Here is a 16,465-nt window from a genome sequence, read left to right on the forward strand (position 1 = left end):
CAGGTCGAGGCCATGACGATGGGCGACCGGGTCGCGGTCCTCAAGGACGGCGTGCTGCAGCAGGTCGACACCCCGCTGAACCTCTACGACCGGCCCCGCAACAAGTTCGTCGCCGGCTTCATCGGGTCCCCGGCGATGAACCTGATCACCGCCCAGATCGTCGACGGCGGCGCCAAGATCGGCGACTACGTCGTCCCGATCGCCCGCGACCTGCTCGCCAAGGCCGGCGACGACAAGACCCTGACGCTGGGTGTCCGGCCCGAGGCGTTGCACATCGCCGACCAGGGGCTGCCGGTCAAGGTCTCCGTCATCGAGGAACTCGGCTCCGACGCGTTCCTGTACGGCTCGGCCGACCACGCCGAGAACCAGCAGATCATCGCCCGCATCGGCACCCGCCTGCACAACGACAAGGGCACCGAGGTCTACCTGGCCCCCGACCCCGACAAGCTGCACCTGTTCTCCACCTCCACCGAGGAACGCCTGACGGCCTGAGTAGGAGCCCTCGGCACGTTGGACTACCAGAACTACGGAGACCCGTGGAAAGAACAGCGCCACAGCGGCGATTGAGCTGGCAGACCGGAACCGTCGTCGAAGCGGTCCAGGAGACGACGGAGGCCCGGACGATCAAGCTCGCCGTACCCGAGTGGACCACCCATCGTCCCGGGCAGCACGTGGATGTGCGGCTCACCGCGGCCGACGGGTATCAGGCCGAACGCAGCTACTCGATCGCGTCGGCGCCCGAGGACGAGTACGTCGTGCTGACCGTCGAGCGGATCGTGAACGGCGAGGTCTCGCCGTACCTCGTCGACGAGTTGCGGGTGGGGGACGAGCTCGCACTCCGCGGCCCGCTCGGAGGGTACTTCGTCTGGGGCGACGAGCTCGGCGGTCCGTTGTTCCTGGTCGCGGGCGGATCGGGGCTCGTGCCGCTGCGGGCGATGCTGCGGCACCACCGGGCCGCCGGCAGTCGGGTGCCGGTGCGGCTGCTGTGCTCGGCTCGGTCCCTGGACCTGCTGATCTATCGCGACGAGTTGATGGAGATCGCCGCCTACGACCTGTTCGACATCTCGGTCACGCTGACCCGGGAGCCGGCCGGCAGCTGGCGCGGGTACCGGCGGCGGGTCGACGGCGAGCTGCTGACGGAGACCGGCTGGCCGGCCGCGGACCGGCCCTTGACCTACATCTGCGGACCGACCGGCTTCGTCGAGACGGCAGCTGACCATTTAGTTGCCTTGGGCCATGATCCGCTCCGGATCCGCACCGAACGCTTCGGTGGAACAGGGATGACCCGCGCGTCGACTCCGGGGGACTGACCTGAACCCGGTCGCGGCCGCGTGGACGAGGTTGCCCCGGGGATGACCCGGTGCTTACCAGCCAGTGGCTAGCCGTGTGGCCGGTCCGCGGGCGGGACGCCGTTCACCCAGGGGATACGGGCAGTCGGAGACGTAAACTCCGCAGCGTGTTGCACGATCGGCGGGAAGAGAATCGGCTGCTGAGCAGCCTTCTCGATGCTGTTCGCGCTGGTCGTAGCCGCAGCCTGGTTGTCTGCGGGGAGCCCGGCGTGGGCAAGACCGCGTTGCTCGACCATTTCGTGCAACAGGTGTCCGACTGCCAGGTCACGTGGGTGTCCGGGCTGGAGGCCGAGCAGGAGCTGGCCTTCGCAGGCCTGCACCAGATCTGCCGGCCCTTTCTAAACGGGCTCGAGGTCCTGCCCGAACCACAGCGCAACGCGCTGTCGACCGCCTTCGGGCTGCGGTCCGGACCGCCTCCGGACCCGTTCCTGATCGGCCTCGGCACCTTGAGCCTGCTGGCCGAGGCGGCGACCAGACAGCCGTTGGTCTGCATCGTCGACGATGCTCAGTGGTTCGACACCTCGTCGCTGCAGGCCCTGACCTTCGCTGCCCGGCGGATGGTGGCCGAGCGGATCGCGATGGTGTTCGCGGCGCGTGACTGCGACGGGGCCAAGGATTTCGCGGGCATCCCGCAGTTGGCGCTCGGAGGGCTGGACGACGATGATGCGCGCGAGCTGCTGCGTACGGTGTTGCCTGGTCCCGCGGACCAGCGGGTACTCGACCAGATCGTCGCCGAGTCACGGGGAATCCCGCTCGCACTGATCGAGGCGCCGCGGACGCTGGACCCGGCCCAGCTGGCCGGCGGGTTCGGTCTGCCGGGGTCGCAGCTCGTGCCGCGCTCGGTCGAGGAGACGTACATTCGCGCCCTGGACGAGCTCCCCGCGGACTCCCGGCGGCTCTTGGTGATCGCTGCGGCTGAGCCACTGGGTGACGCGCTGCTGACGTGGCGTGCCGCGGAGACGCTCGGCATCGGTCTGCCGGCCGCCGGACCGGCGGAGGCGTCCGGCCTGGTGCGGATCGGGACGCGGGTCCGGTTCCGGCATCCACTGGTCCGGTCGGCTGTCTATCGTTCGGCCGCACCGGAAGAAGTCCGCCAGGCCCATGCGGCCCTCGCGGCGGCCACCGATCCGGGTGCGGACCCCGAGCGACGCGCCTGGCACCGGTCGCAGTCGGTGATCGGGCCGGACGAGGATGTCGCCGCCGAACTCGAGGAATCGGCGGCCAGGGCTCAGAGCCGCGGCGGTCTGATCGCCGCAGCCGCCTTCCTGTCGCGAGCGGTCGAGCTGACCGGCGGGACGTCGCGCCGTACCCGACGGGCGATCGCGGCGGCCGGGGCCTTCCACCAGGCCGGTCGTTCCGAGAACGCGTTGCGGCTGCTGCTGGTTGCGGAGACGGGCCGCCTCGATGACCGGACGCGGGCGGAGATCGATCTGCTCCGGGCGCAGATCGCGTTCACCGCCAACCGCGGCGTCGAGGCGCCACCGCTGTTGCTGCGGGCGGCGCGGCAGCTGGAGACGATCGACCCGGCGAGGGCTCGTGAGACGTACCTCGATGCGCTGTTCGCGGCGATGTTCGCCGACGACGGGGCGGCGAAGAGCCTCGCCGAGGTTGCCGAGGCAGCCCGGAACGCGGTCCGGCCGACCGCCGCGGGTGCCATGGACCTGCTGCTGGACGGGTTGGCAGTCCGCTTCACGGACGGCTATGCGGCCGCGGTTCCGCTGCTGACCGAGGCCCTGGCGGCGTTCCAGGACGTTACGCTCACGGCTGAGTCGATGCGGTGGTTCTGGCTCGCGCACATCGTGGCGGGCAATCTCTGGAACGAACAGACGCTCGACAACCAGCGTCACCTGGACCTGGCGCGGGCGCTCGGAGCGATGGCGACCCTTCCGCTCGCGCTCAGCGTCCGGATGGGCGCGCACGTCCTGACCGGCGAGCTCGACCGAGCCGCCGGGCTGCAGACCGAGCTCGACGCAGTGAACGAGGTCACCAGGCTGCCCATGGCTCCGTACGGCGCTTTGCTGCTGGCAGCGTGGCAAGGACACGAGCAGCGCGCCCGTGCGTTGATCGTCCGGGCGGTGAGCGAGGCGCATCGTCGTGGCGAGAGTTTCGGTCTGATCCTGACCGGAACGGCCGCAGCTGTGCTGAACAACAGCCTCGGGCAGTACCAGGAAGCGTATGAGGAGGCGACGAAGGCCGCGCAACGGCCGCCGGTCATGGGCGTGGAGCCGTGGGCCGTCCTGGCCGAGCTGGCGGAGGCGGCGGTGCGACTCGGCCGTCGTGCCGGAGCCGAAGCGGCCTGCGAACGGCTGGCCGAGACTACCCAGGCCACGCGTACCGCCTGGGGGCTTGGGATCGAAGCCCGCTGCCGTGCGTTGCTGGCGGCCGACGACGATGCGGAAGCGCAGTACCGGACCGCGATCGAGCACCTCTCGCAAACGCGGATCCGCGGCGAGCTCGCCCGCAGTCACCTGCTGTTCGGCGAGTGGCTCCGCCGGGCGAACCGTGTGAGCGAGGCGCGGGAGCAGCTGCGGACGGCGTACGAACAGTTCAGCCGGATGGGGATGCAGGCGTTCGCGGAGCGATCGGCCGGCGAGCTGAGGGCAGCGGGTGGTCCGGTGCCGACCGGCACGGGTACCCCGACTCCGGACCTGCTGACGGCGCAGGAGGCGCAGGTCGCCCGGCTGGTCGCGGATGGTTTGTCCAACGCCGAGATCGCCGCTCGGCTGTTCCTCAGCCCGCGGACCGTCGAGTGGCACCTGGGCAAGGTGTTCGCGAAGCTCCAGTTGACGTCGCGCCGGCAACTACGGCACGAGCAGCTGCCAGGCTCCAGCTGAGCCCGGGACCCCTACCAGTGCCGCATACCGGGGATCTGACAGACGCGGTCGCCGGGCCAGGCGGCGGACAGTCGCTGCTGTGACCAGTGCAGAGGAAACGCAGGAGTTCGACGTTGTTGTGATCGGTGCCGGCCCGATCGGCCAGACACTGGCCGACCGTGCGCGAGCCGGTGGCCTGACGGTGGCGGTGGTGGAACGTGAGCTCGTCGGCGGCGAATGCTCGTACTGGGCCTGCATCCCGAGCAAGGCGATGTTGCGTCCGGTGGTCGCGATCGCGGAGGCGACCGAGGTCGACGGCGCGCGCGAGGCGGTGACGGGATCGATCGACGCCAAGGGTGTCTTCGGTCGCCGCGACCGGTACGTCACCGGCTGGGACGACTCCGGTCAGGCGGACTGGGTCGGCAGCATCGGTGCGACACTGATTCGCGGGCACGGCCGGCTCGACGGTCCGCGCCGGGTCGCGGTGACGACGGCCGACGACCGGGTGCTCGTTCTGACGGCACGGCAGGCGGTGGCCATCTGCACCGGAAGTATCGCCGCGGCACCGGACCTCCCCGGGATCGCCGAGGCGCGGCCGTGGACAAACCGGCATGCGACCGACAGCAGCGTGGTCCCGGGCCGGCTGGTGGTCGTGGGCGGCGGCCCGGTCGGCGTCGAGATGGCGACGGCATGGAACGGCCTGGGAGCCGAGGTCACCTTGATCGCGCGCGAGCACGGGCTGCTGACGCAGATGGAGCCGTTCGCCGGCGAGCTGGTGGCCGAGGGGCTGACCGTCGCGGGTGTGACGGTGCGTACGGCGTCGATCGTCGAGTCGCTGCGCCGCCCGGTCGAGGCCGGACCCGTCACGGTCGCGCTCGACAACGGTGACAGGGTCGAGGCCGACGAGGTGCTCTTCGCGATCGGCCGTATCCCGCTGACCGGCGACATCGGTCTGGAAACGGTCGGGCTGCCGTCCGGGACCTGGCTCGAGGTGGATGACACCTGCCGGGTCCGCGGCGTCGACGACGGCTGGTTGTACGCGCTCGGTGACGTGAACCACCGCGCGCTGCTGACTCACCAAGGCAAGTACCAGGCCCGGATCGCGGGCCAGGCCATCGTCGACCAGGCCGCCGACCGGCCGCTCGACCTGGCGAGTTGGGGGCCGCACGTGACCAGCGCGGACGCGGCCGCCGTACCGCAGGTCGTGTTCACGACGCCGGAGGCGGCGTCTGTCGGACGGACCGCGGCCCGTGCGGAGGTGGACGGCTTCCGGACTCGTGTGGTCGACGTCGAGATCGGTGACGTCGTGGTCGGCGCCAAGCTGTACGCCGACGGGTACCGCGGCCGCGCCCGTATGGTCGTGGACGAGGACACCCGGACGTTGCTCGGCGTCACGTTCGTCGGTCCGGGCGTCACCGAGCTCCTGCACTCGGCAACGGTGGCGGTCGCGGCCCAGGTCTCGATCGACCGGTTGTGGCACGCGGTCCCGTCGTTCCCGACCATCAGCGAGGTGTGGTTGCGCCTCCTCGAAGCGTACCGAGGCTGAAGGAGGGTGCGGGCATGATCGATTGGGGTCAGGTGACGCCGGCGGAGGTCGAGCGCGCGATGGACGAGTACGACCGGCTGGGTGCCGAGCCGTTCTTCGCCGCGCATGGCTTCGCGCCGACGACGACGTACGAGCTGGTCCGTGAGGGACGGACGTACCCGCCGAAAGCGATCCTGGGCACGGCATTCGAGCTTGCGACCGGACGCCGGCTCGCGTCGGGCGAATTCGAGGGCGGCAAGGCAGGAGCGGTCAAGGTGCTCGGCGAGTTGGGATTCGCCGTGCAGCGCAAGGGGGAGAGATGACGGAGCCGCTGAGCAACGGGCAGGCGGTCGACGCTGCGGACATCGCGCGTGCGGTGACCGCGGGCGTGCTTCGGTACGGCGATGGGGCGCGGCAGGTGTTCGAGGCGTCGGGCACCACGACGTACACCGAGGGCAGTAGCGATACCCGCGGGACGTGGTCGGTGGAGGACGGCAGGTTCTGCTCGTTCTGGCCGCCGTCGTTCCGGGCTTGGTACGAGCTGCGGTGGATTGTCGAGAACGGCGTCGTGGTAGGTCTGACGTTCATCGACCCGGCGCGGGGATCGCGCTTCGACGGGTGGTACGAGCGGTAACAGGCGCAGGCCCCGGCCGGGTTGGCCGGGGCCTGGGCGTCAGGCAGTCGGGTGCTCCTGCAGGTAGCGGACCAGCCCGGCGACGTCGTCCGGAACGAGCCGTCCGATCGCCCCGCTGGAGTAGACGCTGACGACGACCTTGCCGTCGGGGTCGAGGACGAACCCGGTGGACTGCAGATACTGCGGGTCGGGATTCACGAACGCCCCGGTGAGGTCGGCGACCGACGCCGCGTCGGCCCCGAAGCCGACCGGGAAGGCGAGCTTGTGTCTGGCGATCAGTTCGGCAGTGGTCGCCTCGTCATCGACCGACAGCGCCGCCACGCGCACCCCGAGCTCGTCCAGCGAGCTCGTCGCACGCTGGAAGGCCCGCAGCTGCGTGTTGCAGTACGGGCACCAGGACCCTCGGTAGAACAGCATCACGCCGAATCCGCCGTCGAACAGCGCCGGAACGGTGACCTTCTCACCGCCCGGCACAGCGAAGGTCAGATCCGGGAACCGATCTCCGGGATGAAGCAAGGGCATCAGCAGGACTCCTGTCGAGTGGGTGGTCGCTCGCCGTACCCCCTCAGTCTTCGAACCACAGCACCGTTGCGCTTCCGGCAGGTGCCTAGTCCTTACCCCGGCCCACCACCGGCGAGGACTTCTTCGGCGGGTGCTCGGCGCTGTGTTGCTCCTTGTAGAGCTCGATGCCGAGGTGGCGGACGATCGCACGTTCCGGGTTGGTCGAACCGGCGGCGCGGCGGCGGGTAACGGTACGTTGCGCGTCTCGCTGGACGCGGCCTTTCTCGAGGTCGCTCATGGCCGGCTCCCTTCTCTCACCTTCAGCACACGCCCGTCCTCGATCGGCCGACAGTGCAGAAGGGCCTGGGCACAGTGGACCGGACGGCCCTGGTTGTCGCCCGGCCGGTTTCCGACGATGGCCTCTAGAGAGGTATCCCCAGGGCTGAAGGACGAGACCATGACCACGAGGATCACGAGCAGGCGCTGGCGCGTCGATGTCTTCGTCGACGAACACGAGGACGAACGGACCACGCACGCCGAGGCTCGCCTGCACACCAACGACAAGACCCACCTGGTCGGCCGCGGCGCCGCCCACCGGAGCCCTCATGACCGCGAGATCGCCGAGATCGGCGACGAGCTGGCCGTTGCCCGCGCGCTGTCGGACCTCGCCCACAAGCTGCTGCACGCAGCCGCGTCCGACGTCGAAGCAATCACCCACGAACGCATCCGCCTACACGGCTGACGCAAGCTGTCCCGCCGGACCAGCAGCAGGCAGCAGATGCAGGCGGTCAACAGCAGCTGGGTGGCAGTCATCTCCGAATCACGGAAACGTAGCCTCGTCGGACTCGCCGTCGACTTCATCGAGGAGGCCGACGGTGCCCCTGAACGTCGCGGGTGGTTCGGAAGGTGTTGCGGGCTGCCGGTAGTGCGAGGGCGAGAGCTGGGACGCACCAGAGCCAGAAGCCCCAGCCGAAGAGCATGAGGGCCAGGTGGAAGGCGATGACGGCGACGTAGCCGAGGAGCGGGGCCTTGACGAGCAGGACCGCGATGGTGAGCTCGAGCAAGGCGAGGAGGACCGCCCAGGCGGTCGGGTGCGCCATGAAGATGTTCTGCCAGCCGTCGTGGACCCAGCCGAACAAGGCCGCGTCGGCGAAGCCGTCGTACGAGTGCGGCGTGGTCAAGGCGAGTAGGACGTGTACGCCGGCGCCGCAGGCGAAGACGGCGACGAAGCCCCGGTGGACCGTCCGCCAGATGGTTGCCGACGGCATCTGAGTGGTCGGAGTAGTCATGTCAGCCTCCGGTTGCGGCGGCCGGGATGATGGCGACCGGACAGCCGGCGTGGTGGAGAACCGTCTGGCTGACAGAGCCGATCAGCATGCCCGCGAACCCGCCGCGGCCGCGAGCGCCGATGACGATCAGCCTGGCGTCGCCGGACAGCCGCAGGATGTGCTCCGCCGGATGGCCGGTGATCTGGATCAGTTCGGCGTCGCTGCCGCCGCGTGCGTGGACGGCCTCGCGGAGTTCGTCCTCGGTGATCCGGTGCAGCTCGGTCCCTTCGGGCTGCGCCGCGACGACGCGTACGGCGAGGTCGTGGCGGCGGGCGTAGTCGAGCCCGAAGGCGAGCGCGGTGTCGCTGGCCGGCGAACCGTCGTACCCGATCACGACCCGCACGGCGGCCGTCGCGCCGAGGTCGGGGCGTACGACGACGACCGGGCAGCGGGCATTCGCCGCGAGGTCGAGGCCGGTCGAGCCGACGAGGCCGCCGATCAGGGTTCCGAGACCGCGGCTGCCGATCACGACGACGGCTGCGTCGCCGGACGCCTTGACCAGCGCGACCGACGGCGATCCGCGTTCGATCCGGGAGTCGATGACGATGCCCGGCTCCAGTCCGCGCGCCTGGGCAACCCCCTTGTAGACGATGTCGCCGGCCTGCCCGGGCGATCCACCGGACTTCACGGCGTGGACCAGGTGCAGTGGGCTTCGCAGCGTGGCGGCCTCCACGGCGCCCCATTCGATCGCGACGGCTGCGGCCGGTGATCCGTCGATGCCGACGACAACGGGTTTGTGCCTCATGCGGGTCTCCTCATGACGACCGGCGACGGGATCCCGTCGCCGGTGACCAGCAGTTCTCGGAGCCGGCCGACGAAGCGGGCGGCCGGGGCGCCGTCGACGATGTCGTGGTCGGCGCTCACGGTCAGCTGCAGGAACTCGCGCTCCACCAGCCGGCCCTGGAAGAGGATCGGCCGTTTGGCGATGCCGCCGATGACGAGGCTCAGCGTGTGCAACTGGAACGCGATGCCCCAGCCTGCTCCGGCGCCGAACATACCGACGGCTGTCACCCCGACTGTGCCCGCCAGGGCCCGCTGGCGATGCGGCATCCGGTGCAGCCCGCCGAGCAGCCCGACCCGGATGAAGCCGGGCAGCAACAGGTAGGCGTGGGCCCAGGTGGCCCTGTGCACGGACGGACTCAGCGACGGATCGGACTTGACCGCGTGGATCTCCTGGTGCAGTTCCTCGACCGTACGCCGAGCTGCGTCGCGGAGCACATGAGTGAACGCGAAAGGAGTTCCCTCGACGTCGACCTCGACCGGGAGACCGATGTCGACCTCGTCGAACGCGATCTGCCGGCCGCGGAAATCACGATAGGCCTGCACGCTTGGTTCCTCGGCGACCGCGGTGGCAATGCAACGGATCACGAACGCGGTGAACAGGTGAGGGCGCAAGGCCGCGCGAGCCGACGTCACGTCGACCTCGAACAGACCATGAATGGCGTGGCGTCGCTGGGCAGCGCGCCCGGTGTCGATCACGAGTTGCCGAACCCACGGCACCCGTCGTACCTGTGTGTCCCGCACCGGTCCACCTCCTCAGCCGATTGACTCAAGCATCGGCAGCCGCACCCGCCGTCCGCATCGGCCGATCGGTCCCTCGAACACGGGACCTTGGACCCTGTCGGCGACGCCGTCGGCTCGGCGAATCTGTTGGTGGGGAGACGACCGGCTCACCGGAAACGGACCGACAAAGGTGGCTACAGGCCACGAGACCCACCGTCGCCAAGACGGAACCGATCCGGTGAGCCGGTGCCCTGTGTCGAACCGTGAGGGGCAGGGGGAGGCCGTCATGAGCACCGTGATGCATAGGTCCGCGGAGTTGTGGGTGCTTATGCAGGCTCGTCGCCTGGGCTTCGGACGGAACTCGCTGCGCCGCCCGTCGGACCGGATCGAAACCGCGCTGCTGTGGTGTGCGCTGATTGCCGCGCTGCTGATGATCCCGGTGGGCGCGGCCGTCGGGAGAAGCCTCCAGACGTTCCTGGACGCGTCGGCAGCGCGGCAGCGAGCCAGCCTGCACGAGGTTCAGGGCAAAACCCTGGAGGGCTCGGATCGCGGGGTGCCGGCCGTGCCTGGAGCTGCGCTGCCGATGGTTCGCGTGTCCTATGTCGACCCGCAGGGCGTGGAACGTGTTGGGATGCGGAGCGTCGTGATCGGCACCAAGGCCGGCGCTGCTGTGCCGGTCTGGCTGGATCAGTCGGGAAACATCGTCACGACGCCGCGTTCGAAGTCGGACAGCGCCGCCCTCGGCGGGACGCTCAGCCTCTTCACCGTCCTCGGCTCGTGGCTCGTACTCTGGGGTCTGTTCCGCCTCGCGCGGGTCCCGTTGGACCGCCGCCGCTTCCGCGAGTGGACCGCCGAATGGCAGACCACCGCACCCCGCTGGCAACGCGGCCAGCGCTGACAGTCCGGCTTGCACGAGCCTGGCCCCTGGTTCTGCTGGCCGTCGTCAGGCAACCGAAGCCGGGACCTTCGACCCTGCCACAGGCGAACCGACGGCCGCCGGCGCCGACCAGTACTCCGTTCACCCAGGCGCACGCCCGCTGATCGTCAAGCACCACGGCGCCAAGCCGACCAAGGTCGTGTACGCCGATCCGCGCGGAACGCAGACGGTGCCGACCACGCCAGATGAACAGGGCAGTCTCGTGCTGGCCGACGACGACCTGCAGGAACTCGCGTGGTGGTCGGTCGCGGCCGACAAGCACTTCCGCCGCCCGATGACCCTCGAATGGGCAAAGGACGGTCGCACCGGTGAGCTGTTCGTGACTGCTACCAGCTGGTGACCATGACGGACGTGCCCCGTCGATGACGGGCGGGTGTCGGGCGGCCTTCGTCCGGCGGTGGCGGCGATGAGAAACAGATGAGAACTCTGTCATCCGAGGCCACGCACGGGTTCCCTCCTCCACTGTTGCGCTGACGGCGTGGCGCCCGTTGGGCGCGCGAGTGGGGGAGGGATCGTGACACAGCAGTGGAGATCCGTACCGCGGCGATGGCTGCGGGTGATGGTCGCGCTCGGCCTGATCGCGGCGGTGATGTCTGCGGGGCAGTTGGGCCGGTATGCGGCGCCCGCGGTGGCTGCGGGGCCGGGCAGCCTGACCCTGCACGTGGCCAGCGCCCGATCGGTGAACTCGGGTCCCGGATTCGTTCACGAGAACGATCCGGTGGCTCATTACAAGTGGCTGATCAACGTCGACGACACCGGTGACCCGGGGACCCGCGCAAGCCAGTTGATCGACCGGTGCCTGCCGGCGACAGCCCCGGGCGGTTCCTCCGACCCGGACTACGCCGACACGTGCCCATGGCCGTCGACCCGGCCGACGTCCGGCTTCGCCCCGATCGTTGCCCAGGGCACCGAGGCGGATCTGAACGACGGCACGGCGCTGGGCAACCTGCCGGCCGGCAAGTACCTGATCTCGGTCACGGCCGACGGCTTCAAGATCGACGGGCAGCACTTCACGATCAATTCCGGCGCGACGACGCACGCGGTCGTTCGGATGAACCCGACCCCTCTGCCTCTGACGACGTTGCGCCTGCAGGTCTTCAACGACAGCATCCCGGTCGACGGTACGTACGAGGCCGACGCGGAACAGGGACTCGCGGGCTTCACGGCGTCCCTCACCGACGTACTCGGCCTGGTCAGCACCGACTACTACGGCAACCCGCTGTGCACGGTCTACAAGCACGCGAACGCCAACGGGACCGGCGCGATGCTGTTCGACGCGAACAACCGGCCGGTCATCGACACCGCCCGCTCCACCGGGCATTGCACAAGCGACGCGACCGGCGCGATCGTCATCCCGAACCTCGGCCCGAACCGCTACGCGGCGACGGTGACACCGCCGGCCGCGCAGGCCGGGCAATGGGTGCAGACCACCACACTGGAGGGCGGCCACGACCACGACATCTGGCAACAGGAAGGCGAGACCGGGTACGACACCGAGCAGGTGCGCGGCGCCGAACTGGTTTCCGCCGTACAGTTCGGGTTCGTCCGGACCAAGGCCCTGACATCGCCGGCCGGTACGACGGGCGAGGTCAGGGGTGTCGTGATCGCCGGTCTGCCCTACATCGGCGGGCAGAACGGCCAGGTCGTACCGGAGACCGGCTTCGCCGGAGCGAAGGCCGACGGACCGATCCCGTATCCGTGGGTGGCCCTGTCGGACCTCGACGCGGGTGATGCCGCGGTGTACGTCGGTCGCGGTGCGGCGGACGGCAGCTTCGACATCACGAATGTGCCGGACGGCACCTACCAGCTCACGTTGTGGGACGACGACCAGGACTACATCCTCTGGAGCTTCAACGTCGAGGTCCACAACGGTGACGTCACCGATGTCGGCAACAAGATGCTCGTCGGCTGGTTCACCCACGTGACCGGCAGCGTCTTCATCGATGCTAACGGCAACGGTAAGCGGGACATCGGCGAGCGTGCCGTGCCCAGCTTCGCTCTCACCGTCCGGGAGCGGGACAACTCCCTGATGGACCAGTACACGAACACCGCCGTGACGGACTCGGCCGGCAACTACGACATCAGGGAGACCTACCCGCTCGGCAAGTGGCTGGTCCTGGAAGGGTTCAACACCCGCTACAAGACCACCGGCATCACGTACCAGGCTGCCAACGAGACCAAGCCGACCACACAGCTGGGCAGTCTCGTGGACATCAACTTCCTGCCGATCATCGGGCTCCGGGGGCGGATCGACTGGGGCGTCCAGCCGTACGACGCGGGCACCAACGGTGGCATCGTCGGCACGGTCACCTACGACACCACGCGCAACGAGCTCGACCCGGCGATGGCGGCGACCGAGCCCTACCAGCCGGGCATCCCCGGCATCCCGGTGCACCTGTATCTGCCGAAGGCGTGTACGGACACGACTCCCGCGGAGTTGTGCCGCCAGGGATACGAGATCGAGCCGAAGCAGGTTGCCGACGGCAACGGTGGGATGGCCGACAACCCGAAGTACGGCGCATTCGTCAAGGGTCCTGAGGTCCAGGACGCGTACACGTCGGAGGAGTGGGCGCCGCCGCGCGGCTGCACCGCGCGAACGTACAACGGCCAGCCACTGACAGACCAGCAGGCACTGCCGGCCTTCGGTCCGGCGGAGAACCGGCTGTGTGTCGAGGCCCCGATGATGGGTGTGACCGTCGGCGCGAGCGACAGCGCCGGCGGCGGCCAGACAGTGAACGGCAACTACGGCTTCACGACCTCGAAGATCAACTTGTACCCGCCGACGGACACCGTGCACAACCCGGACGGTTTGGCGCTCTACGCTCCGCTGCCGGCAGGCCAGCAGCAGGATCTGCCGGCTCGCGATTACATCGTGTCGGTCGACATCCCGAACGACCCGGTCGACGGCAAGCCGATGTACAAGGTCACCAGCGAAGAAGACGTGAACGTCTTCGACGGTGACAGCTACCTCCCGCAGGAGAACTACCCGCCGACGACCCCGGGTCAGGCGAACGATCCGGCCGGTCCGCCGGATCCGACGCCGACGCCGCCCGCGGAGCCCCCGTCACAGCAGGCCGGCATCATCTCGCCCTGCGCGGGACCACTGCACACGGTCAATGTGACCAACGAGGCGTTCAACGCCGGCGGCGGCAGCCCGTTCCAGGGCTACGAGCGCCCGCTGTGCGGCGACAAGTTGGTCGGTCTGCGGGCGCAGCAGGCGACCGCGCCCAACTTCAACCTGTTCACCGATGTGCCGATCCCGACGCACTTCTGGGGTCTGACGCTCAACGACCTCGGCCTGACCCTCGACAAGCGCAGCGTCAACTACGGCGAGGCACAGGGCCTGCCGTTCGTGCCAGTCGGTCTGTACGACTGGTCCGGCCGGCTGGTCGACACGGTGCACACCGACTTCAACGGGTTGTACGAGGCCCTGGAGCCGTCCACCGGCACCTACAACTGTCCGCTGCCAGCCGGTCCGTGCCCGAACATGTACCGGTTCGTGGGCAACGATCCCGGGCAGCCAGGCGCACTGAATCCTGACTACAACCCGAGATTCCGGACGATCGCGACGAACTTCCAGGCGTGGCCCGGGCTCTACACAGTGACTGACGAGGCGCCCACCCAGGTCGCTGCGACAGTCCTCGCGCCGGACACCACGACAGTTAATCCGACAGTCTGCGACCTCGGCTCCAACGTGCCGCAACTGCTGGCCGTGGATCGGCCGTACATCCGCCGCAGCGACGCGAACCGGTCGGTCACGGTGACCGGCTTCGGTTTCGGGGCTGCCGGTGCACCAGACCAGGTGACCCTCAACGGCACAGCGATGACGGTCACCAGTTGGAGCGACAAGAAGATCACGTTCACCGTCCCGGTGGGCTTCGCGACAGGCTCCGCCGTACTCGAGATCACCGGGCACAACGGCAAGCAGAGCGTCAACGGACTGACCCTGCAGGTGCTGGGGCTGAACGTCCCACTGCTGGCCGGCATGTCTGCGAGCAACCCGCTGATCGCGGAGGTCGGTCCGGCCAAGACCTACAAGACCGTCCAGGCCGCGCTCGAGGCGGCGACGCCGACCCGGCTGCGACCGTACTGGCTCGTGGTCGTGTGGCCGAACGCCCAGAGCTCCGCCAACCCGCGCGGCGACTACAACGAGAACGTCATCGTGCATCACCAGGTCCGGATCCAGGGTGTAGGTCCCGGTGGCTTCGACTCGGCCGGGACGTGGGTCCCCGGATCGATCCTCGACGGTTCCGGCTTCAACCTGGACAACCCGAACGGAACCGCCTGGATCAACCGGCTCAGCAGCCTGCAGTACTCCGGTGACCCGGCAGTGCCGGACTCGGCGGTCGTGACCGTGCTGGACGACCCGGCGCGGGCAGGTTTCGTGCCGAGCAGCTGGCCGGTCACGCTCGACGGGTTGAGCATCACCGGCGGAGCACAGGCCGACATCCCCGGCAACGTCAACGTGCTGACGGGGGCGGTGACCACGCCGTACGGCGCGGCCGGCGCGCTGGTCACGCAGGGCGGCGGCATCTACGTCCACTCCAACGTCCGTGGCCTGCAGGTGACCGACAACGTCATCCACGGCAACGGCGGCTCGTACGGCGGTGGCATCCGGATCGGCACGCCGTACGTCGGGGACAACCGCAACTACGACCCGGTGATCGCGCGCAACCAGATCCGCGACAACGGCGGCACGAACCTGGCCGGCGGGATCGGGTTGTTCACCGGCAGCGACGGCTACCGGATCGAGGACAACGCGTTGTGCGGGAACTTCTCGGCCGAGTACGGCGGCGCCCTGACCGCGTTCGGCTACATGGCGAACCCCGGTGGCAGCACCGGTGGCCGGATCACGAACAACCGGATCTGGTTCAACGCCTCGTACGACGAGGGCGGTGGCGTGATGATCGCCGGCGAGCTGCCGGCCACGCCGACCGCGCTCTCGCCGGGCTCCGGGCCGGTGACCGTCGACGCCAACGTCATCCAGGCGAACCTGGCCAACGACGACGGCGGCGGTATCCGGCTGCTCCAGGTGAGCGGATCGCACATCTCCCGGACCGATCCGCAGACCATCACGATCACGAACAACACGATCGCCGACAACATCTCGGCGCATGAGGGCGGCGGGCTCGCGCTCGACGACGCGGTGTTCGTGAATCTGGTCAACAACACCGTCACGAAGAACCTGACCACGGCCTCGGCCGTGACCAGCGACGGCCAGCCGGCTCCGGCGGGGCTGTCGACCGCGGCGAACAGCGATCCGCTGCAGGCGCGCCTGCGGACTACCTCGCTGTTCTCCGGATCGGCAACGCTGGCGGCAACGACGTACAGCAAACCGACGCTGCTGAACAACGTGTTCTGGGACAACCGCGCCGGGTCGTTCTCGGGTGGTTATGTCTACGGCATCGGCGGGCAGTTGCCCGACGGTACGGCGAACTCCGTGAACAACTGGGACATGGGTGCGGCCGACGTACCGGACGCCCTGCTGACGCCGACGCACTCGGTGCTGCAGGACACCACGGGTACGGCGCCTGACCCGACCAACTCGTCGGCGGATCCGCGATTCGTCTCGCCGTACGAGGTGTCGGTGAACATCCTCGCCGTCCGGTCCTACCCGGCCTTCCGGGAGGCGGTCGTCGTGGCGCAGCTGTTGCCACCCGATCTGATGGGCGACTTCCACCTCGCCACCGGAACGCCGGCGTCCCCGGCCCGGGGGCTCGGCGCGGCGAACACGACCGTCCGGTGGGGGACTGGCACGACCGGGTTCAGCTACACCGTGACGGCGCCCAGCCCGGACATCGACGGGCAGCCGCGGCCGACCGGGACCGGATCCGCACGCCGGTACGACGCGGGCTCGGACCAGATGACGCCGTGA

Annotated in this window: 15 protein-coding genes; 10 read left to right on the top strand and 5 right to left on the bottom strand. The window is 69.3% G+C overall.

What is annotated here, in order from left to right; translation table 11 throughout:
• The 6 genes from EV653_RS00005 to EV653_RS00030 form a co-directional block, all read left to right on the top strand.
• Positions 1 to 492: TOBE domain-containing protein (locus EV653_RS00005; protein ID WP_134096692.1), on the top strand; the 492-nt coding region annotated here is incomplete at its 5' end.
• A gap of 44 nt (positions 493 to 536) precedes the next feature.
• Positions 537 to 1,310: a ferredoxin reductase gene (locus EV653_RS00010; protein ID WP_134096694.1), complete on the top strand. Its 774-nt coding sequence runs from the start codon at positions 537 to 539 to the stop codon at positions 1,308 to 1,310.
• 146 nt (positions 1,311 to 1,456) lie between these two features.
• On the top strand, positions 1,457 to 4,183 hold the full coding sequence (locus EV653_RS00015) for an ATP-binding protein (RefSeq protein WP_202871423.1): 2,727 nt from the start codon (positions 1,457 to 1,459) through the stop codon (positions 4,181 to 4,183).
• Positions 4,184 to 4,262: 79 nt separating this feature from the next.
• The gene (locus EV653_RS00020; protein ID WP_202871424.1) at positions 4,263 to 5,708 is read left to right on the top strand and encodes a dihydrolipoyl dehydrogenase family protein; all 1,446 of its coding nucleotides are present in this window, start codon (positions 4,263 to 4,265) and stop codon (positions 5,706 to 5,708) included.
• Between the two features lie 14 nt (positions 5,709 to 5,722).
• Entirely contained in the window at positions 5,723 to 6,010 is a 288-nt protein-coding gene (locus EV653_RS00025; protein ID WP_134096696.1) for a hypothetical protein, read from the top strand.
• Complete coding sequence (locus EV653_RS00030) at positions 6,007 to 6,321, top strand: hypothetical protein (protein ID WP_134096698.1); 315 nt, start codon at positions 6,007 to 6,009, stop codon at positions 6,319 to 6,321. The genes EV653_RS00025 and EV653_RS00030 overlap by 4 nt, the downstream gene beginning before the upstream one ends.
• A gap of 39 nt (positions 6,322 to 6,360) precedes the next feature.
• On the opposite strand, the gene EV653_RS00035 is transcribed toward EV653_RS00030, so the two are convergent.
• A complete protein-coding gene (locus EV653_RS00035; protein WP_134096700.1) occupies positions 6,361 to 6,843 on the bottom strand; it encodes a peroxiredoxin family protein in 483 nt (160 codons plus the stop codon).
• Between the two features lie 85 nt (positions 6,844 to 6,928).
• Positions 6,929 to 7,120 carry a hypothetical protein gene (locus EV653_RS00040; protein ID WP_134096702.1) on the bottom strand — a complete coding sequence of 64 codons (192 nt, stop codon included), beginning with the start codon at positions 7,118 to 7,120 and terminating at the stop codon, positions 6,929 to 6,931.
• 159 nt (positions 7,121 to 7,279) lie between these two features.
• Between EV653_RS00040 and EV653_RS00045 the strand changes: the two genes are divergently transcribed.
• Positions 7,280 to 7,564 (top strand): DUF1876 domain-containing protein, encoded by a 285-nt coding sequence (locus EV653_RS00045; RefSeq protein ID WP_134096704.1) that lies wholly within the window; start codon positions 7,280 to 7,282, stop codon positions 7,562 to 7,564.
• Positions 7,565 to 7,679: 115 nt separating this feature from the next.
• Here the strand turns inward: EV653_RS00045 and EV653_RS00050 are convergent, their stop codons facing one another.
• From EV653_RS00050 to EV653_RS00060, 3 genes are read right to left on the bottom strand one after another with little or no spacing between them, the layout of a single operon-like run.
• Positions 7,680 to 8,111, bottom strand: coding sequence for a hypothetical protein (locus EV653_RS00050; protein ID WP_134096706.1), 432 nt, complete (start codon positions 8,109 to 8,111; stop codon positions 7,680 to 7,682).
• A 1-nt stretch (position 8,112) separates the two neighbouring features.
• Complete coding sequence (locus tag EV653_RS00055; RefSeq protein ID WP_134096707.1) at positions 8,113 to 8,895, bottom strand: universal stress protein; 783 nt, start codon at positions 8,893 to 8,895, stop codon at positions 8,113 to 8,115.
• Complete coding sequence (locus EV653_RS00060; RefSeq protein ID WP_134096709.1) at positions 8,892 to 9,674, bottom strand: 2-oxo acid dehydrogenase subunit E2; 783 nt, start codon at positions 9,672 to 9,674, stop codon at positions 8,892 to 8,894. Before EV653_RS00060 ends, EV653_RS00055 begins: the two co-directional genes overlap by 4 nt.
• Before the next feature lie 265 nt (positions 9,675 to 9,939).
• Between EV653_RS00060 and EV653_RS41890 the strand changes: the two genes are divergently transcribed.
• From EV653_RS41890 to EV653_RS00070, 3 genes are all read left to right on the top strand, one after another.
• Entirely contained in the window at positions 9,940 to 10,551 is a 612-nt protein-coding gene (locus tag EV653_RS41890) for an Rv1733c family protein (RefSeq protein ID WP_238159474.1), read from the top strand.
• A gap of 19 nt (positions 10,552 to 10,570) precedes the next feature.
• Complete coding sequence (locus EV653_RS41895; RefSeq protein WP_255510750.1) at positions 10,571 to 10,930, top strand: PEP/pyruvate-binding domain-containing protein; 360 nt, start codon at positions 10,571 to 10,573, stop codon at positions 10,928 to 10,930.
• Between the two features lie 174 nt (positions 10,931 to 11,104).
• The gene (locus EV653_RS00070; RefSeq protein ID WP_134096713.1) at positions 11,105 to 16,465 is read left to right on the top strand and encodes an IPT/TIG domain-containing protein; all 5,361 of its coding nucleotides are present in this window, start codon (positions 11,105 to 11,107) and stop codon (positions 16,463 to 16,465) included.

It is taken from the genome of Kribbella pratensis, assembly GCF_004365355.1.
In the GTDB taxonomy this organism is placed as follows: Bacteria; Actinomycetota; Actinomycetes; order Propionibacteriales; family Kribbellaceae; genus Kribbella.

Bases quoted from the DNA above. Each gene is read 5' to 3' on its own strand.
- EV653_RS00025 (WP_134096696.1), top strand. From the start codon at position 5,723: ATGATCGATTGGGGTCAGGTGACGCCGGCGGAGGTCGAGCGCGCGATG.
- EV653_RS41890 (WP_238159474.1), top strand. From the start codon at position 9,940: ATGAGCACCGTGATGCATAGGTCCGCGGAGTTGTGGGTGCTTATGCAG.
- EV653_RS00045 (WP_134096704.1), top strand. From the start codon at position 7,280: ATGACCACGAGGATCACGAGCAGGCGCTGGCGCGTCGATGTCTTCGTC.
- EV653_RS00030 (WP_134096698.1), top strand. From the start codon at position 6,007: ATGACGGAGCCGCTGAGCAACGGGCAGGCGGTCGACGCTGCGGACATC.
- EV653_RS00050 (WP_134096706.1), bottom strand. From the start codon at position 8,111: ATGACTACTCCGACCACTCAGATGCCGTCGGCAACCATCTGGCGGACG.
- EV653_RS00040 (WP_134096702.1), bottom strand. From the start codon at position 7,120: ATGAGCGACCTCGAGAAAGGCCGCGTCCAGCGAGACGCGCAACGTACC.
- EV653_RS00055 (WP_134096707.1), bottom strand. From the start codon at position 8,895: ATGAGGCACAAACCCGTTGTCGTCGGCATCGACGGATCACCGGCCGCA.
- EV653_RS00035 (WP_134096700.1), bottom strand. From the start codon at position 6,843: ATGCCCTTGCTTCATCCCGGAGATCGGTTCCCGGATCTGACCTTCGCT.